This is a genomic window from Arthrobacter sp. StoSoilA2 (assembly GCF_019977195.1).
GTDB lineage: Bacteria > Actinomycetota > Actinomycetes > Actinomycetales > Micrococcaceae > Arthrobacter.
The window spans coordinates 653,477-678,741 of the sequence record NZ_AP024643.1; the positions used below are offsets into that span (position 1 = coordinate 653,477).

Below are 25,265 nucleotides of genomic sequence, written 5' to 3' on the forward strand. Positions count from 1 at the left end.
TTGCACGCCAGGCTGGGGTTTGGTGCCGCTGGCTTTGGGGAGTGTTCTTGTGGGCAAGCATAGTGAATCTGACCGATATGTAGACTTGGTGCGCACCGACGGTTTTCGTCGAATGCTCATCGCCGGAATCCTGGCAGCCGTAGCCTTTTTCGCTTTTGGTTTCCAACCCCTAAATTCCGTTTCTACCGGCTCTGTGGATGGTTCTGTGGCGCAGGGCGTCGTTGGACCTTTCTCGCTTGGCAGCCTTGTGCCGCCCGAAGCCGAAACCACAGTGATCGACACCATGCCCGAGCCGCCGATCCAAGAGGCCGGCACGCCCATGGTTTACTTCGACCGCGCACTTGTCCGGACCGTGGCCAAGGACGGATCGTCCGGCCTGACCGTTGCTTCGTCCGGCTTGTCGCGTCCACCTGCCGGCAGTCTTTACGCACCGCTTGAAGTCTTGAATCCGAGTTCTCCATACGGCTACCGCTACAGCCCCATCACTGGGCTGCCCGGCGAGTTCCACTGGGGCCAGGATTATGCCGCCGCATGCGGAACGCGCGTCTACGCCGCCGACGCCGGGGTTGTCAGGGCCGTGGGTTGGCACCTTTGGGGTGGCGGCAACCGTGTTGAAATCGAACACGGCAACGGCCTGGTCACAACCTACAACCACCTTCAAGCGATTGGTGTGACGCAGGGCCAGTCCGTGCGCGTCGGAGAAGTCATCGCCGAGGTAGGGACCACCGGATGGTCCACTGGGTGCCACCTGCACTTTGAGACGATCGTGAACGGCTTGCACACCAACCCCAACGGCTGGATCTATCTGCCCCTCCGGCAGATCGATCCGCTGCAGAACATCACCATGGTGAACTACCAGCCTGGAGTTGGAACGGGCGTCTCTGCCTCGCCGCAGTGGGCCGTGCCGGTGTCGGATAGCACCAACCGGGCCGTCATCGGTGGCGACGACGAAGAGGCCGTTGCTCCGCCGGTGACCACACAGCCGAGCACGTCGAGCACTACGCCGCCCGCCACTTCGGGCACTACACCGCCTGCCACGCAAACGTCACCATCAACGCAGACGCCACCGACTACCTCGACGCCTACGCAGACTGTCACACCAACTCCCACGGCTACGGCAACGCCTACGGCTACTGCGACGCCAAGTCCGACGGCGACTTCCACACCGACGCCCACGGCAACATCCACAACGCCGACGTCCACCACAACGACGCCCGGCACGACGGCTACAGCACCCAGCACGTCGCCTGCGGTCCCCAACACGGCCACCGCACCCGCCGTCGTCGAGCCCGTGGCGCCCGTCGCTTCAGCGGCACCCGCTGATCCGGCTCCCGCTCCGGTAGCCCCTGCGCCGGAACCCGTGGCTGTTGCACCGGCACCCGTAGTGGTTGAGCCAGCGCCTGTGGTTGTCGCACCCGAGCCCGTAGTGGTTGCTCCCGCCCCGGTGGCGGTTACCCAAACCGTGGAGCCCGTGGCTCCCGTTCCAGCGGCTCCTGTTCCGGCGCCCAGCCCTGTGGCTGTGCTTCCATCAACGCCCCCGGCAGTGGTGCTTCCGCCTGGATATATCCTCGTTGGCCCGGACATGGTCCAGCGGCCGGACGGCGTAATCGTGCCGTTGTCTTCGCTCATCCTTCCCACGTCATAAGCCGGCGAGTGTAGGTACCCCTACGTTTCATGGCTTGGGCAGCTCCCCGTAAGCTCGATCGCGGCAATCCCGCCAGACGACGTCGTCAGGAAGCGATCACATGAGAACTCTTTACAGCATTCCCCTCACCTTCAACGATGGCTCTGAAGCAGACTTCGGACGCTTTGAAGGAAAAGCCGTCCTGGTGGTGAATGTAGCTTCCAAATGCGGCTACACCCGCCAGTACGCCGGCCTTGAGGAGCTCTACGGAAAGTACCGCGAGGAGGGCCTTGAAGTCCTTGGCGTCCCTTGCAACCAATTCGGTGGCCAGGAGCCCGGAGCCGACGAGGAAATCGCGGAATTCTGCGAACGCAACTTTGGCGTCTCGTTCCCGCTCACCAGCAAGGCCAACGTGCTTGGTAAAGAGCAGCATCCGCTATTCGCCGAGCTGACCCGGGACGAGTCCGGGCAGCCGGTCAAGGTCAAGTGGAACTTTGAGAAGTTCGTCATAAACCGTGACGGCGAGCTGGTTGCAAGGTTTCCCTCAAGCGTGGAACCTGACGCGCAGGAATTGGTTGACGCGCTTGAAAAGGCCTTGTCATAAGCATCAATACCTTCGAAGGGAGAAAGTAATTTTCCAACATTCCGCCGGCAGTTAGCCTGTTGTTGGCTTGTTGTCTGGTTGGATTGGCAGTACTGGAATGACACGGGGGACACCGTCTCCCACCAAACGCTAAGGCAGCTATGGAGCTCATCGAGGCCGAGTACCCCAAACCAGGTCATGTGCTTTTGCACTTGAGTGATCTTCACCTGGTGGCCGGTCCAGGCACGCTCCACGGTTCTGTGGACAGCGCTGCAAGGCTCCAGGAGATCTGCGATCAGATCATTGCCTCCAGGATCAAGCCAGAGGCCATCATTTTCACCGGAGACCTTGCGGACAAGGGCGAGTTCCAAGCCTACAAACGTCTCCGGGAAATGATTGAGCCGGTGTGCGATGCGCTCGGAGCGAAGGCCATTTGGGCGATGGGCAACCACGACAACCGCGCGAACTTCCGCTCGGCCTTCCTGGACGCCTCCGTAGCGAGCCGGCCGGAGGACCCTGTGGACCGCAGCTACTTCGTCAACGGGCTCCGGATCATTACCCTGGACACCACGGTCCCCGGATACCACTATGGCGAGTTGTCCGAATCGCAGCTTCAGTGGCTGGCAGCAGAGTTGGCCACCCCCGCCCCGGACGGCACTATCCTCGCCCTGCACCACCCGCCGGTCCCGTGCGTCCAGGACCTCGCAGTGTTGGTGGAGTTGCGCGGCCAAGCCGCCTTGGCCGCCGTCGTCCGCAATTCCGATGTCCGCACCATCCTGGCCGGTCACCTGCATTACTCCACGACGGCGGGCTTCGCCGGCATCCCGGTATCAGTCGCCTCGGCGACGTGCTACACGCAGGACCTTGGCGTGCGCGCCGGGGGACAGCGGGGCCGGGACGGTGCCCAGTCCTACAACATGGTCCACGTCTACGAACACACGATCGTGCATTCCGTGGTTCCCATGTCCGGCGGCGTAACTGTTGGCGAGCCGGTGGACGCTGCCGAGGTGCAGCGCCGCCTCTCGGAAGCCGGCATCCGGATTCCGAGCCGTTCGCGGCGGGTACCAGTCCCGGCGTCGCAGGAACTCGTCTCCCAGTCGAACAACCGGGACTGACCCAGGCTTTCTATTTCTCCCAGGGGGCTTTGACGGGGAAGTATTTCTCCAGGAAGTCGGTTACCAGCTCCGCACGTTCGTCCGCTTCAACCTCCGGGAAGCTGCCATCGTTGAGGCAGAAGAGATCCATGTGCCGTTTGGCCAGCAGCTTTGGAAGGTAGTGCAGTCCGGACCACTGCGTTGTATCGACGTAGCGGACCTTGGCGTTGGTCTGGGTCACGGCCTTGCCGGTGAGCAGCGCGTAGTAGTGGTAGAACGAGTTGGTTACTGAGATGTTGTCTGCAGCGCGGAAGCGGCTCGCCGCGGTCTTGGAGAACTCAGCCGGGAATTCGTGCTCCATCTGGGCCACCACGCTCCGGCGCAGGGGAGCGGCCGTGTGTTCCAGGTGCCTCGTGGTGATCCGTCCGAAGCGTTCCCACAGCAGCTTGCGGTTGACGCGTGCAGCGTTTTCGAAGCCACTGCGTTCGGCATCGTTCTCGCCGAGCCCAATCCGGGTGTCAGCCTCGATGAACTTGGTGATTCCGCCGGGCGTGAAGAACATGTCCGGGCCAACGGGCCTGCCGAAGAACATGTCGTCGTTGGAGTAGAGGAAGTGTTCGGACAATCCCTCGATATGGTGCAGCTGGCACTCCACTGCTTGCGAGTTGTGGGTGGGCAGTACTGACGGATCGGCGAAGAACTCTTCGCTGCGCACGATCGTGACCGAGGGGTGGTCGGCAAGCCATGCCGGTGTGGGCGAATCGGTGGCAATGAAGATCCGGCGCACCCACGGTGCGAACATGTGGACCGAGCGCAGTGCATACTTCAGCTCGTTGATCTGCCGGAAGCGTGCCTCATGGTCATCGCCCTCGCCGAGGACAGCCCCAGCCTGCTGGGCGCGTCTCCTGGCGATGTATTCGGGGTCGCTGCCATCCACCCACGAGAAGACGATGTCGATGTCGAAGTCGATGTCGCTGGCATGGTCCGCGAACATGTTCTCGATGGTCGGCCAAGTGAGGCCATGGCGCTGCACGGTACCGCGAACGGCGTCCTGGCGCAGCATGGTGCGCCGTGTCAGGGAATTCTCCACGGGGAGTTCAAGGTGGTCGCCTTCGAACCTCCACAGTTCCAACTGGACGCCGAGGGCAGGGCCGTACCAAAGGCCGCCGCCGAGTTCCACCCTGGGCCGGTACAGGCGGAAGATCCGTGCCTTCCGGTTGGCCGAGAGTTCGCCGTCTGCAACCAGGACCGAGGTTTTCTTCTTGGCATCGACAGTCATGGAGTAGAACGGCTCATTGCGGAAGGCAGCAACCAGTGCCTCGCGAACGTCCTTGCGCGACTCCCAGTCGACGGCGATGACCGGCCTTTCGTCGTTGCCACGCACCAGGATGAAGTCCACGCCGGCGGCGTCCAAAGCGGCGCGGATGGCCAGCAGGTCCGCAACCATTGCCTGTTGGGGCGTGAGGTCACCGTTAAGGAGGGCGTACCGCCCGCGGTGACGGACGACGTCGGACCTGTGCTTCAGGTGGGCAACGACGGCAGGTGAGACCGCCTCGGCGATCGCATCTTCCTCTACGGTGGGGCTGCCGTGGTAAATCGGATCGACCTGTGCTTGCGTGATGGCTTTTCTCCGTACTGTTGTGAGTCGTTTCTGGGGAATGCGGGAGTCTAGATGGCGAGGGCCTCGCGCCAGCTGCGCAGGAAGGCTCCGCCGGCGTCGTCGTGAATGACGTCGTCCGCCAGCTCGAGGTCGGCGGCGGTAAGAATGGTGTAAGGCTTCACCGGAACGCCGTCTGCGGGCCGGACGTCCACGTGCTTCACATCGTGGTCGTTGTGGTGAAGCCAGTCTGCCATGGCGTAGTCCGTACGGGAATCACCCACGGTGCGCCAGGAGAGCGGGGTGATTCCCTGGGCGGCCAACATTTCCACTGCCCGGCTGGCGCCAAGGTCCTTGCCCAAACGGACGGATTCGATGTCCGTGGAAATAATGGTGGGGTCCAGGCGGTAGTCCACTGTGTCATCGGACTCCGGGGCGTGGTGGTCCAGGATGGCTGCGTTGAGGCCGTGGCGGCCCATGATGTTCAGGGCGTCTGCGTCGAAGAGTTTTTGCTCGGCCAGGTAATCTTCGCTGGCCACGTCAAGGTGCTGCTCAACGGAGACCATGGCGCGCTTGGTCTCATCGAAGAACATGTGCGCGGAGTAGTCCTCGGCGACGAGCCTGCGGATGTCATCCCCGTAGGCCTTGGGCACGGCGAGCTCGTGGTCCACGTGGATGGGTCCGGGGCCGGCAGCTGTGTAGCTGAACCAGACGGCGCCCTTCTCGCAGATGGCGTGGATGATGGTACCGGCCGGCATGCCGGCCTCGATCATCGGCCCCATGACCTGTTCGCTGATGAACGCGTCCGAGCGGCCCGTGTTGAAGATGACGGGGATGCCGGCCGAAGCCAGCGCCACGAGGTCCGCGATGATATCCGGCTTGACGTCGCGCGTTACAGGGCTGGCGATGGGGCCGTCGACGTCCAGCAGCAGCGCGAGGGCTGGGGCCGTGTGGGCAGCGGTCCGGTCGGTACCTTGGAGCGATTGAGTCATGCCCCTATTCTGTCAGTCCCCGAGGTGTGCATCACAGCTATGACGCCTGACGTCGGATAGTCACCGTTTGGCCACAACCTGCGTGTGCCGGGGGTCACAAGTTCCGTTAGCGCAGCATCTTCCATAGGCTTGCAGGGTGATCTTCAAAGCTGTGGGCGAGGGACGCCCGTACCCTGACCATGGATATTCCGCGCCGCGTGACTGGGCTGCCCTTCCACCGCGGCCCGTTCGCCTCGATGAACTTGTTACCACCAAGCGCACCCTGGATCTGGAGGCATTGCTCGCAGAAGATTCAACATTTTTTGGGGATTTGTTCCCGCACGTGGTCCAGTACCAGGGCGTGCTGTACCTCGAAGATGGGCTCCATCGGGCAGTCCGTACCGCGCTCCACCAGAGGACGGCCATTCACGCACGCGTATTGGTAATCGATGGCTAGGCAGGGCAAGCGTCCCAAAGATGTGACGCAGTTGCACGGGCACCATGTGGTGACCGGACCTGAGCTTCGCGCCACGTTCGCCGAGGACGCCCGTGCCCAACGCAGCCGCTTCCGGCGCCGCGTCTTCCACGCCATTGTCCTTGTCCTGCTGGTAGGCGTCATAGCAGCCGGAGCAGTTGGTGCCTGGGCCATCATGAATGGTGTCATCAGGATTCCCACGGCGATCGCCAGCAAAGCGCCAACCAGCCTGTGCCCCACCACTACATTCGACTACGTGCCGAACGAAACCGTGAACATCAACGTCTTCAATGCCACCTCGCGGGCAGGGCTGGCCAATACTGTCGCCGACGAGTTCACAGCACGGGGGTACAAGGTCCTTTCCGTGGACAACAGCGACACCGCGTACTCGGGAATCGGGGTGGTGGTCTCGGGAGTCAAGGGCCAGGCAGCCGCATTCAACGTCCAGCGGAATTTGGCCGGAACGGATTACTTCCAGGACAACCGCGAAGACGAATCAGTGGACGTGGTCCTCACCCGGGGCTTTCAGGGCTTGGTTGAACCGCAACTCGTGGACCAGACTCCAGGCAAACTCAGCTGTCCGCGCGAGGACCTGAGAATCGCGGACAACTCCCGGTGGCCGATCATCCCCACCCGCCCCGCGCAGTAGGTCGCAGGCCTGGTAGTTATAGCGTCAGTGCATCCAGGCGGACGGGCTTGCCCGCTTCGTCGAACTGCGCTCCCGCACCCAGTTGGATGAATCGAACCGTTTGCGCTGTCTGGGGCTCGACGTCGGAGGCTGGGGCAGGCGGGGGAGTCCCGCCGTCGGGCGTTCGGTTGCGTCGTGCTGCACTGGCAGACAGTGTGCCGTGAATGAGCCGCGCCAACTGGGCGACATCAGTGTCCGGGAGGTAGCCCTGCTGGACGCCGTCAGTGAGGATGTCCTGGAGGAGGACGTTGAGCTCGCCCACGTGGTCCGCGAGCTTCGCGAACGAGGCCGGGGAAAGAACGGCGGCCATCGCTGGGCCTGGCGGTAGGTGGCGGCGGCTGAGGTCCTCCACCTGGGCGCGGACGTAGAGGGCCAGCCTGTCCACTGGGTTTTCAAGGGCTGCCAGCGAATCCCGAAGGTCCACGATGAAGCGCTCGGTTTCATCCAGCGCGTACGCGATGAGCAACTGCTCCATGTCTGCGTAGTAGTTGTAAACGGCGGTGCGGCCAACGCCTGCGTGGCGCGCGACGTCGGTCATGGTGAGGCCGGGCAGCCCGTGGGTGAAGAGGAGTTCACCGAAGGCGGTCAGAATACGGCGTTGGGTCTCGGCGCGTTGGGCAGCGTTCGTGGCGGCCGTGATCCTGGGCATATAGACACTTTACAGTGATGTGTCACCAAGTCCTGCCAGCTTGTGTACGTGTATCCCGAACCTGGGGGCTGGGTCTGAATGGACGGTAGGCGTGCCTACAGCTGTGCTGTAGGCACGCCTACCCAACCAGGAAAAGAATGATGGCTCCTAGCTCCTGCTCCAGGTCACCGCGCAGTCCAGGTGTCAGTGGGAGAAGTCTGCTGAGATCTCCGCGAGGGTGCGCCCCTTGGTCTCAGGCGCGAGCCATTGCGAGAGGGCTGCGCCGAGTAATGCGACGGCGGCGGCTACGACCATGGTTGCGCCCATGCCGATGTTGGCGATCGCCCAGGGCAGGGCGAAGGTGCCGAGTGCGGCTCCGATGCGGCTGAAGGACGCGGCGAAGCCCATGCCGACGCCACGCAGGTGGCCGGGGAATACCTCGGCCGGATAGACCTGGGTCATTGTGGTGTAGCCGGCATTGAAGAAGGAGAAGGCGAGAAACAGGACGAGCACGAGGATTGCTGGTGCGTCCGCCCAGACTCCGATGACCAGCAGGATGCCCGCGCAGAGCCACTGCCCGGGCACAGTGAGGATTCGGCGACCGAGCTTGTCAATCAAAAGAACGCTGGTAACAACGCCCGCGACCGCAAGTGCGGACAGGCCGACTCCACCGGCCCAGCCGCCGCCGAAGCCGAATTGGTTGAGCACCTCGTCGGCGAAGGTCGCGATTGCGAAGTACGGAGTGACCGCGCAGAACCAAAAACCTGCAGTGAAGACGGTGGCGCGCCAGTTCTGCCTCGAGAACAGCATTCCGAAGGAGGCGTTCTTGATTTTGGTCCCGCTCTTCGCGGCTTCGGCCTCCTGGATCATCCTCAGATCCATCTCTCCGGTGATGCTGTCGTGCATCTGGGGCGATTCGACGTATCTGCGTGCGATCGCGAGTGCTTCCTGATGCCGGCCCTTCGTAATAAGCCAGCTCGGCGATTCGGGGAGGCCCATGCGGGCGAGGAACAGGACGAGTGCGAGTATCGTGCTCGTGCCGAGTACCAGGCGCCAGGGGGTGCCGGCGTCGTGCAGGAGCGTGCCGATGATGAATGCCATCATGAAACCGACGTACCAGGCGACCAAGGTCAGCCCGAGCAATCGCCCGCGGAGCTTCGGAGGGGAGAACTCTGATAGCAACGGCCCACCGATTGAGTATTCGCCACCGATGGCGACGCCCATGAGGAACCGGATGGCGGCAAGCTGGATCACGGCCCCGTCCCCGGAGGTTATGAAGAACTGGGCTGCTGAGGCGAACAGGAACAGGCCCATGTCCACGAGGAACATGGGTTTGCGTCCGAACTTGTCAGTAGCCCAGCCGGCCAGCGGGGAGCCGACGAAGATACCAACCAACGGACCTGCGGCGATCATGCCCAGCGATAGTGCGTCGAGCTGGAGATCTGACCGCATGAGTCCGGTGACGGGGCCGATAATTCCGAGAATGTAGCCGTCGAGGAACATCCCGCCGATGAAGACCGCGACAAGCCGCACCATGAAGCGGCGTTTGAACTTGGAGCTGGTCTCTTTTGGTATGGGGGTGTCGACGGAGGCCGTCGTCCTGGTCGGATGGATCATTGAGATTTGTTCCCTTCTGGTTCAGCGCAGACCGCTGACGGCACCAGAGCGCCGTTGCTTAGATGCTCGGACAGCCGCAGCCCTTAGCGCCCGGTGGACGATACCGGCTGGCTCGATGCCAGCCGGTACGGCCGCAGGACGCGAGATGATTTCGGCGTCGTCATGTATCACTGCTCTTCGAGATGCATATGCCAAGGCCGTCGTTACCGGCACCCTCGCGCCGACCCATCGAGATCAAAACCTGGAATCGAGGTCGGCGACGTGTGACATATGACTCATATATCAGAAAACTCTAAGGGCGCGACCCGTCCCGGTCAAGAGCCTGAGAGGTTAATTCGTTGTATCCGTTAACTCACCGTGGTCTGCATGAATCCGGGGCAGGGTCCGGACCGCCGTCATACGAGTTGGGGGGGAGCGTAGCGGACCGCCTGCGGAGAATCTTTGCGGAGGACAGGGCCGTCATTGGGCCCCATTGACTGGGGTGGGTTCGGCGCGGCAGGCTGTGTTGACATCCAGGGCAAGGGGGAGCACGGTGAAGTACTCGCCGTACACGGTCACCGTGGTGGCTGTGCTCGGGTTCGCCCTCGCCTGGTGCCAGCCGGCCGCCGGGCCGCCCGCAGTGGGGTCGTCCGAATCCGTGCCAGGCCCGTCGTCGTCCGAGCTCGCGGCCATCATCCAGGCTGCGGTCGAGGATCGAAACGGCACAGTCCTCGACACTCCCCCCGCCCCGCGCCTTGCCGAGGGGCAGATGACGGCGGCCTACCGGTCCAAGCGCGACCGGGACCTCGAAGTGGTGGCTCGGTCAAAGGCCGGATTCAAGTCAATGGGCTTCTGGTACACGTCCTTTTCGACGAAGGTAACGGTGGAGTCGGTCGAGGTGACCGGTTCGGAGGCAAGCGTCCGGTTCAAGGAATTGACCGAGGAACACCAATCCTCGACAGCGAATGGGCCGACCAGCATCCCATCGGGCTACTCGCTGCCGCAGATCGCGGCATTCCGGATATCTGGGGACGGCTGGCAGCTGGACAGCATCGCCCCTACCGTGCATGGGGGCGGCCTACCGATGTCCGTCGTTGACGGATGAGAACTGCCCGCAGGCTGAACGCTGAGCGGGCGGCTGAAGGAGTGCCGCGTTTACCCGCACCAGTCATCCCCGAGCTGGCCATTTACGATGTGTGCTCATAGCAAATCGGTTGTGACCGTCGTTGGAACCCGCCCGTCCCCGGCGCATGAGGTATACGCAGACTCGCGTAACATCGTGTGAACCGGACACTAAATTCATGAGGGGGACTGTTGCGGGCAACGGTCAAGGATGTGGCGCGCCGCGCGGGAGTATCGCCGAAAACCGTCTCGAACGTCATGAACGGAATCGTGCCGGTCAGCGCTCCAACGCGGCTCAGGGTTGAGCAAGCAATGCAGGAGCTCGACTACGTGCCCAACCTTTCTGCGCGCGGACTCCGCAACGGCCGCTCGGGTGTAATCGCGCTGGCCTTGCCGGATCTGGCCACCCCGTTCTCGGCTGAGATAGCCCAGAACATTGTGGAAGTAGCCCATGAGCAGGGCTGGAGCGTCCAGATCGAGGAAACAGGTTCGGATCCGCAGCGCGAGCATGAGCTGATGACCCGAGCGCGCTCCAACCTCATTGACGGCCTGATTCTCAACCCTGTGGTGCTGGATGAAAGTGCCGTGAAGGTTGGGGTGGCTTTGCCTCCTGTGGTCCTGTTGGGCGAAGTGACCCAGGAGCTTGCGGACCGGGTTTACGTGGACAGTTTCGCGGCGGCGCGCGATATGACGCTTGCCCTGGCCAAGCCCGGACGCCGGCGCATCGCCGTGCTGGGTATCAACAAGACCAGGCAGTCTGCCACCTCGATCCAACGGAGACAGGGTTACGAGGCTGCGCTTGCGGAGTTGGGGATTCCGCTGGATGAATCCTTGCTGATCTCCTGCGGTCAATGGACTCCTGGCTCCGCCGCCGAATCCCTGATGCATTACCTGGAATCCAACCCGCTGCCTGAGGCGTTGTTCTGCTTCACGGATTCGCTGGCCATTGGCGCCCTCAATGCGCTGTGGAAAAAGGGCGTCCGTGTTCCTGACGATATAGCGGTGGCTGGTTTCGACGACGTCATGGATGGGCGCTACGCGGTTCCCTCCCTGACCACGGTGTCTTTCGATAAACGAACCATCGCCACCGAAGCCCTGCGCCTCCTCACCGAGCGAATGGCGGACAGGGGCCAGGGGCAACGTGTTGTCACCGTTGACTACAGCATTGTGGAGCGGGACAGCAGCCGCTGAAGAGGCCTTCAACATTAAACTGTTCGCGCTAACAATTTTCTCTTGCCTCCCCTATTACAACGATGTAATGTGAGAGCCGCGTCACCCCCGGGCCACCCTTTACCCGGCAGTGGGGATGCACCGAAGCCGGATTTTGCGCAGCAGTTGTGTCCTTTTCAGCCACCCTTCCAAAGGAGTTACGGGTGAAGCAGTTTGAATCATTGACCGGGAAACAGTTGACCCGGAGACAGTTATTGACTGGATCGGCCCTCCTCGGCGGCGGGCTTCTGGCCACCAGCCTCACAGGCTGTGGAGGCGCGGCCCAAGCCGGCGAAGTCAGGGAGATCGGCTTCTGGCATCTCTTGTCCGGCGGCGACGGTACCAAGATGCAAGCGATGATCGCCAATGCCAACCAAGCCAATCCCGGTTTCAAGGTGCACCCCACCGTGTTGGCATGGGGCCCGCCCTATTACACCAAGCTGGCCATGGCATCTGCCGGGGGCCGGCCTCCAGAGGTAGCCATTATGCACGCCAGCCGAGTTCCCGGATATGCCCCGGGCGGCCTCATTGAGCCCTGGGATCTGGGGCTGCTCGCGGAGAATGGCATCACGCCGGAGAACTTCGCGCCGCGCATCTGGGAAAAGGGCCAGCAAGACGGAAAGGTCTTCTCCCTGGCGCTGGACTCGCACCCGTTCATCATGTTCTATAACACGGACATAGCCGGCAAAGCGGGTCTCCTGGAAAGCAACGGCCTCTTGCAGGAGGTGAATTCACCGGACGCATTCAAGGCCATGGCACTGGAGATGCAAAAAGTCACCAAGGCCCACGGTCTTTCCCTTGGATACCTGAACCTCGGCGCGCAGATGTGGCGGCTGTTCTACACCCTGTACAAGCAGCACGGCGCGGAAATTGTGCTGACTCCCGGCCAACCCATGCAGGCTGATCGGGACGCTGCCATAGAGTCACTGGAATTCATGGCCTCCCTCTTTGATGACACCATCGCAGCCAAGGGCAATGACATCAATACCGGCATCGCAGAGTTTGTCCGGGGCGACTCGGGAATGCTCTTCAGCGGCGGCTGGGAACTACCCACCATGAAGAAAGCGAAACTGCCTGTCGACGCTGCCACCATCCCCACCCTTTACGGGACACCGGCTTCCTACGCCGACTCGCATTCCTTCGTCCTTCCGCGGCAACTCGTGGTGGATGAAGAGAAGCGTAAAGACGCATATAAGTTCGTCAGCGACATCCTCAAGGGTTCGCTGTTATGGGCTGAGGCAGGCCACATCCCGGCATACCAGCCTGTGGTTCAATCGCCGGCCTACGGGGAGCTCACGCCCCAGATCCACTACGCCAACGCGGCGGACATCATCAACTACGATCCCGAGGCCTGGTTCAGCGGATCCGGCTCGGACTGGCAAAACTATTTTGCCGAGTACATCCAGAACGTACTTCTGGGACGCACCAAAGCAGCTGAGGGGTGGGACGGCTTCGTGGCCCGCACCAACGACCTTCTATCCCGGCCCAATCCGGTCTGACCGGCACAGCACACCGAGCGACAAAGGAGTCCTTCATGAGTTCCTCTACACTGTCCCGGCAGACCAGCCAACCACGGACAACACGCAGCCCAGGCATCAAGGCCGGGCTATCTCTCCGAAGAAGCCGGGACACCCTGAACGGGTGGGCATTCGCAGCGCCCTTCCTGATTTTCTTCCTCGTATTCCTCATTTGGCCTATTCTGTACGGCTTTTACATGAGTCTCACGGGCAAATCCCTGACAGGCGCCAACGACACCCTCATCGGATTTTCCAACTACGCCGAAGCCTTTGCCGATGCCGGGATGTGGCGTTCACTGGGCAACACGTTGTACTTCACAGTCATCAGCACGGTTCCCCTGGTGCTGATTGCGTTGGTGATGGCGGCCCTCTTGAACATCGGCCTTCCAGCCCAGTGGCTGTGGCGGCTCTCCTACTTTGCGCCGTTCCTGCTGGCATCCACAGTTGTGTCGCTGTTCTTTGTCTGGATGTACAACCCGCAGCTCGGCCTGATCAACGATTTCCTGTCAAAGTTCGGCATAGCAAAAGTGGGGTGGCTCAACGATCCCAATGTGGCCATGTGGTCAATCGTGATCGCGACACTCTGGTGGACTGTTGGCTTCAACTTCCTGCTCTACCTGGCGGCAATGCAGAACATCCCCGTCCAGCACTATGAAGCAGCGTCATTGGACGGCGCAGGCGCTTGGCGGCAATTCTTCTCCATCACGATGCCGCAGCTCACGCCCACAACCGTGATGATTGTGTTGCTCCAGATCCTGGCTTCCCTGAAAGTCTTTGACCAGATTTACCAGATGACAGGCGGGGGTCCGGGCGGATCTACCCGTCCCGTGGTCCAGTACATCTTCGAAACCGGGTTCACCGGATACAGGCTGGGATATTCCGCAGCTATCTCCTACATCTTCTTCGGACTGATCGTGCTGGTTTCCGCGCTGCAGTTCGTCATCACCCGCCGCAGGAGCGTATAGCCATGGCAACCACCACCCTCACCCGTTCGACCCCAGCCAGCGGTAGCCGCCAAGTCATACGGCAGCCGCGCAAAAAGCTGACAGTGGGCAAGATCGCGGCAGTCACAGTGGCCGCCTTCATTGCGGTCCTCTGGCTGATTCCTTTCGCCTGGGCCACGGTTACTGCGTTCAAGTCCGAAGCGGATGCGTCAGCGTCCAAGGTCAGCTGGTTCCCGCCGTCGGGCTTTACCTTTGACGCTTTCGTCAATGTGTTCCAGGCAGGGAACATCCCGCTCTGGACGTGGAACTCGCTCTACACTTCCGCGGCCATCACGGCAATCACACTGGTGATCTCGGCTCTTATTGCTTACGCACTCTCCAGGATCGAGTTCAAAGGCAAGAAGGTCCTGATGGTCGTGATCATCGCAGCCATCATTGTCCCGCCACCCGTGCTGATGATTCCGCTCTTTTACCAAATGCTCGCGTTCAAAATGATCGATACCTCGTGGGCCATCATCCTGCCGCAGGTGATTCACCCCGCCATGGTGTTCGTACTCAAGAAGTTCTTCGACCAGATCCCGCATGAACTTGAAGAAGCGGCAGTGATGGACGGTGCCAGCCGTCTCCGGATCTTCGTGCAGATCATCCTGCCGTTGTCCCGGCCCATCCTGGCCGCCGTCGCGATCTTCGTGTTCATCGGTGCGTGGAACAACTTCCTGTGGCCGTTCATCTCCACCAACGACGACTCCCTGCTGACCCTCCCGGTGGGCCTGCAAACCATCAAGAGCGCCTACGGCGTCCAGTACGCGCAGAACATGGCGTCTGCCTTGCTGGCAGCTTTGCCGCTCATCGTTGTCTTCCTGTTCTTCCAACGCCAGATCATCAAGGGCGTCGCGACGACGGGACTCGCCGGAACCTGATCCGGAACCTTCGCCAACCAACTGTTTCAGAACACAACCAAGGAGATAAATGTCCCGCGCACGCATCACCCTCGATCGAGATTTCACCATCGGCGAGGTACCCAGGCGCCTCTTCGGCTCCTTCGTGGAGCACATGGGCCGCTGTGTCTACAGCGGCATCTACGAACCCGGCCACCCTGAGGCCGACGAGAACGGCTTCCGGCAGGACGTCCTGAAGCTGGTCAAGGAACTAGGTGCAACTGTCATCCGGTACCCAGGCGGCAACTTCGTCTCCGGCTATAACTGGGAAGACGGCATCGGCCCGCGCGAAACCCGGCCCCGCCGCCTGGACGGTGCCTGGCACACCGTGGAAACGAATGCTTTCGGCCTGCACGAGTTCGTGGACTGGTCCAAGCAGGCCGGCACGGAAATCATGGAAGCCATCAACCTGGGCACCAGGGGAGTGGATGCTGCCCGCGAGATCGTCGAGTACGCCAACCACCCTGGCGGCAGCTACTGGTCCGATCTCCGCGCCAAGAACGGCCACAAGGACCCGTTCGATATCAAGCTGTGGTGCCTGGGCAACGAAATGGACGGTCCTTGGCAGATCGGCCACAAGACCGCCGAGGAGTATGGGCGGCTTGCCCAGGAAGCGGCCAAGGCCATGCGGTTCGTGGACCCGGACATTGAATTGGTGGCCTGCGGCAGTTCCAACTCCCGGATGCCTACGTTCGGTGCCTGGGAGCAGACGGTCCTCACCCACACCTACGACGAAGTGGATTACGTTTCCCTCCACGCCTACTACTTCGAAGAAGAAGGCGACGTCGGCAGCTTCCTGGCGTCCGCCGTCGATACTGACTACTTCATCGAGTCAGTGATCGCCACCGCGGACGCCGTTCGGGCGAAGGGCAAGCACAAGAAGCACATCAGCCTGTCCTTCGACGAATGGAACGTCTGGTACCAGCGTGGGCGGGACACCGAGGACCAGTTGAGCAACATCGTCAAGGCCCCGTGGCGGGAGCACCCCCGCGTCATCGAGGACAAGTACAACGTGACGGATGCCGTGGTGGTGGGGACCCTGCTCAACTCGCTGCTCCGCCACGGCGACCGCGTCAAGATCGCCAACCAGGCGCAGCTTGTCAACGTGATCGCGCCGATCCTCTCGGAAGAGAACGGGCCGGCATGGAAGCAGACCATCTTCCACCCGTTCGCCCGGATGGCCGAGCTTGCCACGGGCCAGATCCTGCGGCTTTCCGTGGACTCGGACAAGTACGAGAATGCGCGGTTCGGCGGCACGGACCTTGTGGATGTCAGCGCCACGTGGAACGAGGAAACGGGGCGCGTTGCGCTGTTCTTCGCCAACCGTGGGCTGGAAGAAGCGGCCGACGTCGAGGCAGCCCTTCGAGGTTTCGACGCGCGCCAGGTGCTCCGCGCCGAAGTCCTGGAGATCCCCGAGGGCGGTGACAGGTTCACCATCAACACGCAGGACCAGCAGGGTCGGGTCGGCATGAAGCCGCTGGAAGGCGTCAAGGCGACTGGTTCGGAACTCCGGCTGACGCTGCCCGCATTGTCCTGGGCCGTCGTCGAGCTTGAGGTTGTGAAAAACTAGCCGCTTAGAAACAACGCGGGGTCACTTAGGGCCCATGTTGACAGCCAACATGGGCCCTAAGTGACCCCGCGTTGCGTTAAATGCTGCAGCCGTCCGGGCCGCAGGCTTCGGCGTCGGATGCGCCCACGGGGATCAGGGGATTGGCTTCCTGCCACGCCTGGTTCAGGGCCTCGCTGAAGAGCTCCGCCGGCTGGGCTCCGGAGATGCCGTACTTGCGGTCGATCACGAAGAACGGAACACCGGTGACGCCGATGGCGCGGGCTTCATTGATGTCCTCGTTGACGGCGTCCGAATATTTGTCGGTGGTGAACAGCACTGCGACCTCGTTGGGCGGCAGTTCCAGAGCGGCGCCAAGTTTCGTGAGGTATTCCTGGTTGCCGATGTCCTCACCGTGCTCAAAGTGATCGCTGAGCAACTGTTCCTTGGCGGCATCCTGGCGGCCATGGGCTGCGGCGAGGTGGATGAGGCGGTGGGCCGTGAAGCTGTTGGCAACTACTACCTTGTCGAAGTGATAGTCCAGGCCCTCGCCCTTGGCGGTCTCCGTGACGTGGGCGAACATTTGCTTGACCTGTTGCGGAGCCAGGCCCTTGCGTTTGCTCAGGTAGTCCAATTCCGTGCCGTCATAGTGCCCGGGGATTGAGGGATCCAGCTGGTAGCTCTTCCACTCGATGTCCACGGAATCACGGTGGGGGAACTGTGCCAGGGCAGTCTCAAAGCGGCGCTTGCCGATGTAGCACCAGGGACACGCGACGTCGGACCAGATCTCAATCTTCATGCTGTGGTCAACTTCGAGGGCCTTGCGCGCATTCCGGAAAAGTCTGTTATTTTCGTCACCCATTGCCGGGGCTGGCGTGCCCAGCCTAATGTGTGAAGCAGGTTATGCAGTCAGCCGGTGGGGCGCTCTTCGTCCCGAAGAATCGCGTGTGTCTGGGGCCGCGATGAACACGAGGTTGAACCCCGTGCGCGGGTTCGCATATTTGTGGAGGCCTTCAGCATGCGCGTTGGACTCATCGTTGGACCATGGTTCACAGTGCCCCCGGAACGGTATGGCGGCACGGAACGGGTTGTGGATGCCTTGGCCCGTGCCTTATCCGATGCAGGGCATGACGTACTCCTGGCGGCGGCGTCTGACAGCACCTGCCCCGTTCCGCTGCTGCGGGGCTTCGGGCCGAGCGAGCCTGAAGAGCTGGGGCTGACGCTCAGCGAGTTACACCACGTCATCAAGGCTTATGCCGGCATGAAGGACGTGGACATTATCCATGACCACACCCTTGCCGGACCTCTCTACGCCCACCGGCCGCCGGGTGTTCCCGTGGTGACCACCGTCCATGGCCCGCTGACACCGAGGTATGCAGGGCTCTACCGGGATATGGCCCAGGACACCGCGATCATTGGCATTTCGCATGATCAATGCAGCCGCATCTCCGACCTTCAAATATCGGCGGTCATTCACCATGGCCTGGATCTGTCCACCGTTTCCGTCGGCGACGGCGCCGGCGGATATGCATGCTTTGTCGGACGCATGTGCCCGGACAAGGGCTTGCTGGAGGCGGTGGCCGTTGCCCGTGAGGCCGGGGTGCCGCTCCGCATCGCTGCCAAGATGCATGCCAAGGATGAGCAGGATTACTTCCACGACGTCGTGGAGCCGGTCCTTGGTTCCCAGGAAGAATTCCTGGGCGAACTCTCAGACCCGGAGAAGTACGAACTGATGGGCGGAGCGATGGCCATGATCAACCCCATCCAATGGCATGAACCGTTCGGGCTGGTAATGATCGAGTCGTTGGCCACCGGAACACCAGTACTGTCCACGCCGATGGGCGCGGCACCGGAAATAGTCCGGCATGGCGTCACAGGATATCTCGCGCAGACCAATGAACTCGCAGGGTTTGTACAGGACGTGCAAGGGCTTAGCCGTGCGGAATGCCGGCGCACCGTGGATGAGTATTTCAACGCAGCACGGATGGCGGCGGACCATCTGGAGCTTTATGCCACGGTCATCGAAGAATTCAAGGCCGGAGCCCTTCCCGGCAACGGCAAGTTGCAAGACAATCAGAGGCAAGCCCCCATCAACCTGTGATCGATAAGCAGGACATTTCCCGAGGAAGGCTTCGTGGGCCATGACTGCTTGGAACGCTGATACGGAGGCAGGCGCTTCCGAGCTGGGTGCCGTGACCGTCGTCGAAGGTTCATCCTTTTGCATCTCCTCGCATTCCGGTGACATCCACGGCGGCGGCTCCCAGGGCACCTACTACCAGGACACCCGGATCGTCTCCCGCTGGATCCTGAGGATCAACGGAGCCCTCCGGGAGCCCCTGGTCACCACCAACCGCACCGCCTTCCAAGCCGAATACGTTGGCCGGGCGTGCTCCAGCGATGGTCGTTTCGACAGTCCCTTGGTGGTCCAGCACCACCGGCATGTGGGCGCTGGCCTGCGCGACGACCTCACTATCAGGAACTACTCGGGCCAGCCGGCGCCGTGCGAAATCGAGTTGCTCATCGACGCCGACCTCGCCGACCTTTTCGATGTCAAAGGTGGCCGGGCAAGCAGGGCAGGAGCCACCGAGAAAACGGCCCGCAAAAAGGAACTGCACATCGAGGCCGTGCACGCGAACGGGGAACGTCGCGGCGTGGCGTTCCGGGCTTCGGGAGCCAAAGCGAACCCGGAAGGACTGACATTCCACGTCACCATCCCGGCCCGCAGCCAATGGAGCACCAGCGTCATTGCCATTCCCCTGATCAATGGAAAGGGGCCGGACGAGCCGTTTACGGAAACCACGGCCCTGCACCACACGATTGGCGTCCGCCGGCATATGGCCTGGGCGGAGCACGTTCCCCGGATCGCCGTCACAGACAGGAATGTGGAGGAAGTCCTTGAACGAAGCCAGAGCGATCTTGGTTCGTTGCGGATCTTCGACCACGAGCACCCTGGGCGTGCCGCCGTCGCAGCAGGGGCGCCTTGGTTCATGGCGCTCTTTGGACGCGACTCGATCATGGCGTCCTACATGTCACTCATGGTGGACCCAGGACTCGCGGCCGGTTCGCTGCAAACACTGGCCGGGCTTCAAGGCAGCAAAGTGGATGTGGACTCCGAGGAAGAGCCCGGCCGCATGCCCCACGAGGTGAGGCTGGGAGTCACGGCCGGACTCTCCTTGGGGGGAACCGCCTACTACGGAACGATCGATGCAACGCCACTCTTCGTCATGCTGCTTGGCGAACTCAGCCGGTGGGGTCTGGGGACGGACATCATCGATTCCCTCCTTCCCCACGCAGACCGTGCTATCTCCTGGATGGAGAAATACGGCGACCGGGATGGCGACGGGTTCATCGAATACCAACGCCCCAACACCCACGGCCTGATCAATCAAGGGTGGAAGGACTCCTGGGACGGCATCAACTTCGCCGACGGCACGATCGCTGAAACACCCATCGCTCTATGTGAGGTCCAGGCTTACGCCTACGGAGCCTACGTTGGGCGTTCGCTGTTGGCGCGCGCCGCGGGCGATACCGCCGTCGAACGCCGTTGCGCGGACCGGGCGGAAGCGCTCAAAGAGGCATTCAACGAGTCCTTCTGGCTGCCGGACAAAGGCTATTTCGCCCTTGCCCTGGATAAGGACAAGAAACCCGTGGATTCCTGCACGTCCAACATGGGCCACTGTTTGTGGACGGGCATTGTGGACGAGGACAAAGCTGCACTTGTGGCCGAGCGGCTGATGTCACCTGAAATGTTCACGGGCTGGGGGATCCGCACCCTTGGTTCCGACATGGGTGCTTACAACCCCGTCAGCTACCACAACGGCTCGGTCTGGCCGCACGATACCGCAGTCGTGGCCACCGGACTCATGCGCTATGGCTTCGTGAAGGAAGCCAGCCGCGTGGCGAGCGGATTGTTCGACGCCGCGGAGCACTTCGGCGGTCAGCTTCCGGAACTTTTCTGCGGCTTTGACCGCTCGGACTTTCCGGAGCCGGTGCCCTACCCGACGGCGTGTTCCCCCCAGGCGTGGGCGGCTGCGGCCCCTATTCAGCTGGCTCGCATACTCCTGCGGTTCGACCCCGATTTCACCAGGAAAGTACTCCACCTGGCGCCTATCCTCCCGGACTCGTTTGGGGAGTTCAAGGCAGAAAACGTGCTGCTGGGGCGCTCGCGGATCACGATCCAGGCGTCCTCGGGAAACGGCACGGTGACGGGATTGCCAGCCGGCCTGCAGCTGCGCTCCGACCCCCGGCCGCCACTGGCTGGTGACTTGTTCGGCTAACTGCCCGGGTGCTGGGTATTGCCCGGCCGCTGGCTAGAACGGGTGCTGGCTAGAGCGTGTGCTCCATGACGAAGTCATGTTCCACGGTGTCGCCCAGTTTGAAGGACTTGGTGCCCACCCTCTGGAATCCGCTCTTTTCATAGAAGCGGATCGCCTTGGCGTTTTCACTGTTCACGCCAAGCCAGACTCCTGCCGCACCCCTTTCCGCGGCGTCCGCGACTGAGGCCTTCATGAGGCGGGATGCGGCTCCTTGGCCGTGGTGGTCCGGGTGGACGTAGCACTTGCTGAGTTCCGTGGAGGGGAGCGCCGAGAGCACAGAGGCTACATCCGGGTCGCTAGCAGGCTTGGCAATCAGCATGGTGTACCCGTTGAGCTGACCGTCGTCGTCGAGCACCAAAACTGTGATGTGCGGATCGGCGAGGTAATCCAGGAAGTTCGCCTCGGCTAGCGTCTTCTCGAGATGGGCCTGGATGTCAGCCGCTGAGGCGCCGGGCGGGCACGCCAGCGGGAAGGTGACGGCTGCAAGCTCGGCCAGCTTTCCGGCGTCGTCAGTTGTTGCTGTGCGGATGGTCTCGGCCACCTGGTCCCCCTTGGAGTTTGTGTATAGCTAATGCCCCTAAGAACGAATCTTAAGGGCATTAGCCGGCACAATCTTCTGGTTTACGTTTAGTCTGCTTTCACGGCGAGCACTGGACAGTCCGCCTCCAGCAGGATCCTCTGCGAGACACTGCCCATAATCAGCTTGCCAACCGGGCTGCGGCGGCGGAGGCCAATCACAATCAGCTCCGCGTTGTGCTCGTCGGCCGCATCCAGTACCTCAGCAGCGGCATCATGGCCACGGACGGGCTGCTTGATGATGTGCTCGATGCCTTGGAGGGCAAGGCGTTCCTCGATGGTCTGGATCTCCGGTTCCTGGGCGTACCTGTTATCCACCAGGGCGTCCCCTTTGGAAGAGTTGATCACCAACAGGGTGTCGTTGTTTTTCTTCGCTTCGGCAATGGCTTGGGTCAATGCGGCTTCGCCCTCGGGTGTGGGGACGTAGCCCACCACGATGGTCATGGCTTCTCCTTGTTGTGGTGGCTGTTGTGGTGGATCCGGGTACTGTTTTCGTCAGCTTGGATGGCGGCGTCCTCCTTGAGGAGCACTTCGCCGGGGTGGGCCGGGACCACGCTGGCTGGCACCGGACGGTTGCGGCGGACCAGCTTGAAGAGCAGCGGCCAGAGGATAACGATAGCCACGATGATGTAGACGACGACGGCGATCGGCTCGCTCCACAGCCCGGCGGGGTCACCGGCGAACAGCTGGAGAGTCCTGCGCAGCTGGCCTTCGATGCGCGGACCGAGGATGACGCCCAGGATCAGGGGCAATACAGGTAGCCCGAAGCGCCGCATCATGAATCCCAAGGCTCCGAGCACCAGCAGGATCACCAGGTCGAACGCCTGCAGGTTCACCGAGTAGGCGCCCAACGTTGCGAAGAAGAGAATGCCGGCGTAGAGGTAGGGCCTGGGAAGCTGCAGCAGTTTTGCCCACAGGGGTGCCAGTGGCAGGTTGATGAGCAGGAGCAGCAGGTTGCCGATGAAGAGGCTGGCGATGAGCGCCCACACCAAGGGACCTTGGCTGGAGAACAGCTGCGGGCCGGGCTGGATGCCGTACGAGGTGAACGCTGCGAGCATGACGGCAGCTGTGGCGTTGGTGGGCAATCCGAGGGCAAGCATTGGGGTCAGGGTTCCGGCGGCTGCAGCGTTATTGGCTGCTTCCGGGCCCGCGACGCCTTCGATGGCTCCCTTGCCAAACTCCTCCGGATGCTTTGTCAGCCGTTTCTCGGTGACATAGGAGAGGAACGTGGGGATCTCGGCACCACCGGCGGGAAGTGCACCAAACGGGAAGCCGAAGGCCGTGCCACGCAACCAGGGTTTCCAGGAGCGGGCCCAGTCCTTCTTGCCCATCCAGGGCCGTCCGACAGGAATGATGTGAAGCGGTGAACGCCGCAAGTGCGCGGCGACCCACAATGCTTCACCCACGGCGAAGATGGCCACTGCCACCACCACGATATCCAGGCCGTCGGCCAGCATCGGCTGGCCGAATGTCAGGCGGCGCTGGCCGGTAACGGAGTCAATGCCCACCAAACCGATGGCCAGCCCCAGTCCCAAGGAGGCAAAGCCCCTGAGCCGGGAGGAACCCAGGACCGCGGTGACGGCCAGCAAGGCGAGGATCATGATGGCGAAGTAACTCGGTGCGCCCAGGCTCACGGCGAACTGAACCACCAACGGTGCAAGTCCTGCCAGCAGCGCCGTACCGATGGTGCCGGCAATAAAGGAACCAATGGCCGCAGTCGCGAGCGCTTGGGCTGCCCGCCCGGCTTTCGCCATCTTGTTGCCTTCGATGGCCGTGACAACAGACGAAGACTCGCCGGGCGTGTTCAGCAGGATGGAGGTTGTTGAGCCGCCATACATGCCGCCGTAATAGATGCCGGCGAACATAATGAAGGCGCTGGTGGGCTCAAGGGCGGCCGTAACCGGAAGCAGCAGTGCCACAGTCATGGCCGGGCCGAGCCCTGGCAGAACGCCAACGGCCGTTCCCAGGAGCACGCCGATCATTGCGTACAGAAGGTTCAGGGGGGTGAGGGCGGTGGCGAAACCGTCCATCAAAGAGGACCAGACGTCCATCAGAGGATTCCTTCCAGGAGTCCGGCCGGCAGTGCAATGCCAAGGCCAAGGTAGAAGCCGTAGAAGGTGGCCAGGGCCAGCGCAACGGAGATGATGCCGTCGCGGACATAGTGCCGGCTGCCAAGTGCCAGCACGCTGCCCCAGAACAGGACAGTGCCGGAGATGACCCAGCCCGCCCAGTCGATGAGCAGGATATTCAGGATGAAGGCTCCTGCAAGGGGGAGCACGGTCTTCCAGTCGGCGGGGTGTGCGAGGTCAATGTCCTCGCCGCCTTCCACTTCTCCTTTGCCGCCACGCAGTACGTTGATGGCCAGCAAAATTGCGCAGACCACCAGAAGACCGGCAACGATGAAGGGAACCGCCTTGGGCCCTACGGGGTCCGACTTCGAATACGGGGTTACCAGGCCGTTGGCGTCAAGGAAGACAAGGACGCCTACCGCGCCGAGCAGGAGGGCTACCCCCAGCTCGGCGCGGCCTTTCAGGCCTGTTGCTATAGTGCTCACGCCAAGCCAAGCTTGGTGAGCACGTCCGCCACCCGCTTGTCCTGGTCCGTAAGGAACTTCTGGAACTCGTCACCGGTGATGAAGGCGTCGGTCCAGCTGTGGGTCTTCAGGGCCTCTTTCCAGCCAGCGGATTCGTGCATCTTCTCCAGGGCGGCAATCAGCGACTTCTTGTCATCCTCGCTGATGCCCGGAGGGGCCACCATTCCACGCCAGTTGGTGAAGACCAGATCGATGTTGGACTCCTTCAGGGTGGGAGCGTCAACACCTTCCAAACGCTTCTCGCCACTGGTGGCCAGGACGCGAACTTCACCGGACTTGATCTGCTGCAGGTACTCGCCTGCACCGGAAGCCGCGAATCCAAGCTTGTTGCCCAGGATGGCCGGAAGAAGATCTCCACCGCCGTCGTATGCGACGTAGTTGACCTTCGTGGCGTCAATTCCAACTGCGCCCGCCAACTGCATGGGCAGGAGGTGATCAGGACCACCAGGCGAGGAACCGCCACCCACGGAGATCGAGCCGGGATCTGCCTTCCAGGCCTTCACGAGGTCATCGATGGTCTTGTACGGGGAGTCCTTGCTGACCATGATGGCGCCGGGCTCTTCAATGAGCCGTGCCAGCGGGGTGGTTTCGGTCAGCTTCGACTCGGACTTGTTGGTGTAACTGGCACCCACAACGCCCAGGCCCATGAGCATGGCGAGGTCCCCGTTGCCCTTTTCGTTGACCACCCGGGCCAGGCCCACTGTGCCGCCTGCACCTGCGAGGTTGAAGACCTCCGTGTTGTTGGCGATCTTCTCGTCGTCGAGGACCTTGGCGGCGGCCCGTGCCGTGGTGTCGTAACCGCCACCGGGAGTATTGGGAACCATGATCTGGAGGCCGGTGATGGGTCCGGCTGCGGCGCCGGAGCTGGACGAAGCAGTGGAGCTCTTACCTGTGGCGCCGCAACCGGTAGCCATTAGGGCGATGCCGGCGGCAACGGCGGCGATTCGCAATGCGCGGATCTGGCGCATGGTGTTCCTCTTCTCAGTATGGAAATTCTGTGCAGGGCGCTCAGCGTTGTGCCCCGTGAATTGATGCTAGGTCCCGGCGTGACGGTGATCACTCTTGTGTTCGCAGTGATCTTTAAGTTCATTGCGTTCACGCCTTTGCCGTCTTATGGCACCCGGCCCCGAAGGTGCTCAGCGTGCTTAGGGTATAGTTCCGATACGCCAAGGCGGACTACTTTTGAAGCTGTTAGCGGCCCTTGCATAGTGGAATCACCAAAGGATCCAAACAGTGACTCGAAGAAGA

Annotated in this window: 23 protein-coding genes; 13 read left to right on the top strand and 10 right to left on the bottom strand. The window is 62.0% G+C overall.

Annotated features, from left to right (window positions below; genetic code table 11):
• Positions 1-88: 88 nt before the first annotated feature.
• From LDN82_RS03185 to LDN82_RS03195, 3 genes are all read left to right on the top strand, one after another.
• Positions 89-1,645, top strand: a complete 1,557-nt coding sequence (locus tag LDN82_RS03185; RefSeq protein WP_224166342.1) for a M23 family metallopeptidase — start codon at positions 89-91, stop codon at positions 1,643-1,645.
• A 100-nt stretch (positions 1,646-1,745) separates the two neighbouring features.
• On the top strand, positions 1,746-2,228 hold the full coding sequence (locus LDN82_RS03190) for a glutathione peroxidase (RefSeq protein ID WP_224094177.1): 483 nt from the start codon (positions 1,746-1,748) through the stop codon (positions 2,226-2,228).
• 140 nt (positions 2,229-2,368) lie between these two features.
• Positions 2,369-3,322 carry a phosphodiesterase gene (locus tag LDN82_RS03195; RefSeq protein WP_224166343.1) on the top strand — a complete coding sequence of 318 codons (954 nt, stop codon included), beginning with the start codon at positions 2,369-2,371 and terminating at the stop codon, positions 3,320-3,322.
• A 10-nt stretch (positions 3,323-3,332) separates the two neighbouring features.
• On the opposite strand, the gene LDN82_RS03200 is transcribed toward LDN82_RS03195, so the two are convergent.
• Both LDN82_RS03200 and LDN82_RS03205 read right to left on the bottom strand, forming a co-directional pair.
• Positions 3,333-4,862, bottom strand: a complete 1,530-nt coding sequence (locus tag LDN82_RS03200; protein ID WP_224167449.1) for a stealth family protein — start codon at positions 4,860-4,862, stop codon at positions 3,333-3,335.
• A 107-nt stretch (positions 4,863-4,969) separates the two neighbouring features.
• Positions 4,970-5,890, bottom strand: coding sequence for a hypothetical protein (locus tag LDN82_RS03205; RefSeq protein WP_224166344.1), 921 nt, complete (start codon positions 5,888-5,890; stop codon positions 4,970-4,972).
• Positions 5,891-6,026: 136 nt separating this feature from the next.
• Here LDN82_RS03205 and LDN82_RS03210 point away from each other — a divergent pair, with 136 nt between their 5' ends.
• Positions 6,027-6,326, top strand: a complete 300-nt coding sequence (locus LDN82_RS03210) for a type II toxin-antitoxin system VapB family antitoxin (protein ID WP_062069994.1) — start codon at positions 6,027-6,029, stop codon at positions 6,324-6,326.
• Between the two features lie 22 nt (positions 6,327-6,348).
• Positions 6,349-6,993, top strand: a complete 645-nt coding sequence (locus LDN82_RS03215) for a LytR C-terminal domain-containing protein (RefSeq protein WP_224166345.1) — start codon at positions 6,349-6,351, stop codon at positions 6,991-6,993.
• Between the two features lie 16 nt (positions 6,994-7,009).
• Here LDN82_RS03215 and LDN82_RS03220 read toward each other — a convergent pair whose 3' ends face one another.
• Both LDN82_RS03220 and LDN82_RS03225 read right to left on the bottom strand, forming a co-directional pair.
• Positions 7,010-7,681: a TetR/AcrR family transcriptional regulator gene (locus LDN82_RS03220; RefSeq protein WP_224166346.1), complete on the bottom strand. Its 672-nt coding sequence runs from the start codon at positions 7,679-7,681 to the stop codon at positions 7,010-7,012.
• Positions 7,682-7,864: 183 nt separating this feature from the next.
• On the bottom strand, positions 7,865-9,277 hold the full coding sequence (locus tag LDN82_RS03225) for an MFS transporter (protein ID WP_224166347.1): 1,413 nt from the start codon (positions 9,275-9,277) through the stop codon (positions 7,865-7,867).
• A gap of 532 nt (positions 9,278-9,809) precedes the next feature.
• Between LDN82_RS03225 and LDN82_RS03230 the strand changes: the two genes are divergently transcribed.
• From LDN82_RS03230 to LDN82_RS03255, 6 genes are all read left to right on the top strand, one after another.
• Positions 9,810-10,361 (top strand): hypothetical protein, encoded by a 552-nt coding sequence (locus tag LDN82_RS03230; protein WP_224166348.1) that lies wholly within the window; start codon positions 9,810-9,812, stop codon positions 10,359-10,361.
• 209 nt (positions 10,362-10,570) lie between these two features.
• Positions 10,571-11,569 (top strand): LacI family DNA-binding transcriptional regulator, encoded by a 999-nt coding sequence (locus LDN82_RS03235; protein WP_224166349.1) that lies wholly within the window; start codon positions 10,571-10,573, stop codon positions 11,567-11,569.
• Positions 11,570-11,751: 182 nt separating this feature from the next.
• Positions 11,752-13,086 (top strand): extracellular solute-binding protein, encoded by a 1,335-nt coding sequence (locus LDN82_RS03240; protein WP_224166350.1) that lies wholly within the window; start codon positions 11,752-11,754, stop codon positions 13,084-13,086.
• Positions 13,087-13,121: 35 nt separating this feature from the next.
• On the top strand, positions 13,122-14,069 hold the full coding sequence (locus LDN82_RS03245; protein ID WP_224094187.1) for a sugar ABC transporter permease: 948 nt from the start codon (positions 13,122-13,124) through the stop codon (positions 14,067-14,069).
• Between the two features lie 2 nt (positions 14,070-14,071).
• Positions 14,072-14,968, top strand: coding sequence for a carbohydrate ABC transporter permease (locus LDN82_RS03250; protein WP_224166351.1), 897 nt, complete (start codon positions 14,072-14,074; stop codon positions 14,966-14,968).
• Positions 14,969-15,017: 49 nt separating this feature from the next.
• Positions 15,018-16,556, top strand: a complete 1,539-nt coding sequence (locus tag LDN82_RS03255) for an alpha-N-arabinofuranosidase (RefSeq protein ID WP_224166352.1) — start codon at positions 15,018-15,020, stop codon at positions 16,554-16,556.
• Positions 16,557-16,632: 76 nt separating this feature from the next.
• On the opposite strand, the gene LDN82_RS03260 is transcribed toward LDN82_RS03255, so the two are convergent.
• The gene (locus LDN82_RS03260; protein WP_224166353.1) at positions 16,633-17,331 is read right to left on the bottom strand and encodes a DsbA family oxidoreductase; all 699 of its coding nucleotides are present in this window, start codon (positions 17,329-17,331) and stop codon (positions 16,633-16,635) included.
• Positions 17,332-17,550: 219 nt separating this feature from the next.
• On the opposite strand from LDN82_RS03260, the gene LDN82_RS03265 reads away from it, so the two are divergent.
• Both LDN82_RS03265 and LDN82_RS03270 read left to right on the top strand, forming a co-directional pair.
• Positions 17,551-18,633, top strand: coding sequence for a glycosyltransferase family 4 protein (locus LDN82_RS03265; RefSeq protein ID WP_224166354.1), 1,083 nt, complete (start codon positions 17,551-17,553; stop codon positions 18,631-18,633).
• 40 nt (positions 18,634-18,673) lie between these two features.
• A complete protein-coding gene (locus LDN82_RS03270) occupies positions 18,674-20,809 on the top strand; it encodes a glycogen debranching N-terminal domain-containing protein (protein ID WP_224166355.1) in 2,136 nt (711 codons plus the stop codon).
• Positions 20,810-20,858: 49 nt separating this feature from the next.
• Here the strand turns inward: LDN82_RS03270 and LDN82_RS03275 are convergent, their stop codons facing one another.
• The 5 genes from LDN82_RS03275 to LDN82_RS03295 form a co-directional block, all read right to left on the bottom strand.
• Positions 20,859-21,389: a GNAT family N-acetyltransferase gene (locus LDN82_RS03275; protein WP_224166356.1), complete on the bottom strand. Its 531-nt coding sequence runs from the start codon at positions 21,387-21,389 to the stop codon at positions 20,859-20,861.
• Positions 21,390-21,475: 86 nt separating this feature from the next.
• Positions 21,476-21,868, bottom strand: a complete 393-nt coding sequence (locus tag LDN82_RS03280; protein WP_224094195.1) for a universal stress protein — start codon at positions 21,866-21,868, stop codon at positions 21,476-21,478.
• Positions 21,865-23,475 (bottom strand): tripartite tricarboxylate transporter permease, encoded by a 1,611-nt coding sequence (locus LDN82_RS03285; protein ID WP_224166357.1) that lies wholly within the window; start codon positions 23,473-23,475, stop codon positions 21,865-21,867. Before LDN82_RS03285 ends, LDN82_RS03280 begins: the two co-directional genes overlap by 4 nt.
• Positions 23,475-23,978, bottom strand: a complete 504-nt coding sequence (locus LDN82_RS03290; protein ID WP_224166358.1) for a tripartite tricarboxylate transporter TctB family protein — start codon at positions 23,976-23,978, stop codon at positions 23,475-23,477. Before LDN82_RS03290 ends, LDN82_RS03285 begins: the two co-directional genes overlap by 1 nt.
• Positions 23,975-24,985: a tripartite tricarboxylate transporter substrate-binding protein gene (locus LDN82_RS03295; protein WP_224094198.1), complete on the bottom strand. Its 1,011-nt coding sequence runs from the start codon at positions 24,983-24,985 to the stop codon at positions 23,975-23,977. Before LDN82_RS03295 ends, LDN82_RS03290 begins: the two co-directional genes overlap by 4 nt.
• Positions 24,986-25,265: the final 280 nt, after the last annotated feature.

Bases quoted from the DNA above. Each gene is read 5' to 3' on its own strand.
- LDN82_RS03190 (WP_224094177.1), top strand. From the start codon at position 1,746: ATGAGAACTCTTTACAGCATTCCCCTCACCTTCAACGATGGCTCTGAA.
- LDN82_RS03195 (WP_224166343.1), top strand. From the start codon at position 2,369: ATGGAGCTCATCGAGGCCGAGTACCCCAAACCAGGTCATGTGCTTTTG.
- LDN82_RS03205 (WP_224166344.1), bottom strand. From the start codon at position 5,890: ATGACTCAATCGCTCCAAGGTACCGACCGGACCGCTGCCCACACGGCC.
- LDN82_RS03220 (WP_224166346.1), bottom strand. From the start codon at position 7,681: ATGCCCAGGATCACGGCCGCCACGAACGCTGCCCAACGCGCCGAGACC.
- LDN82_RS03225 (WP_224166347.1), bottom strand. From the start codon at position 9,277: ATGATCCATCCGACCAGGACGACGGCCTCCGTCGACACCCCCATACCA.
- LDN82_RS03245 (WP_224094187.1), top strand. From the start codon at position 13,122: ATGAGTTCCTCTACACTGTCCCGGCAGACCAGCCAACCACGGACAACA.
- LDN82_RS03250 (WP_224166351.1), top strand. From the start codon at position 14,072: ATGGCAACCACCACCCTCACCCGTTCGACCCCAGCCAGCGGTAGCCGC.
- LDN82_RS03255 (WP_224166352.1), top strand. From the start codon at position 15,018: ATGTCCCGCGCACGCATCACCCTCGATCGAGATTTCACCATCGGCGAG.
- LDN82_RS03260 (WP_224166353.1), bottom strand. From the start codon at position 17,331: ATGAAGATTGAGATCTGGTCCGACGTCGCGTGTCCCTGGTGCTACATC.
- LDN82_RS03265 (WP_224166354.1), top strand. From the start codon at position 17,551: ATGCGCGTTGGACTCATCGTTGGACCATGGTTCACAGTGCCCCCGGAA.
- LDN82_RS03270 (WP_224166355.1), top strand. From the start codon at position 18,674: ATGACTGCTTGGAACGCTGATACGGAGGCAGGCGCTTCCGAGCTGGGT.
- LDN82_RS03280 (WP_224094195.1), bottom strand. From the start codon at position 21,868: ATGACCATCGTGGTGGGCTACGTCCCCACACCCGAGGGCGAAGCCGCA.
- LDN82_RS03285 (WP_224166357.1), bottom strand. From the start codon at position 23,475: ATGGACGTCTGGTCCTCTTTGATGGACGGTTTCGCCACCGCCCTCACC.
- LDN82_RS03295 (WP_224094198.1), bottom strand. From the start codon at position 24,985: ATGCGCCAGATCCGCGCATTGCGAATCGCCGCCGTTGCCGCCGGCATC.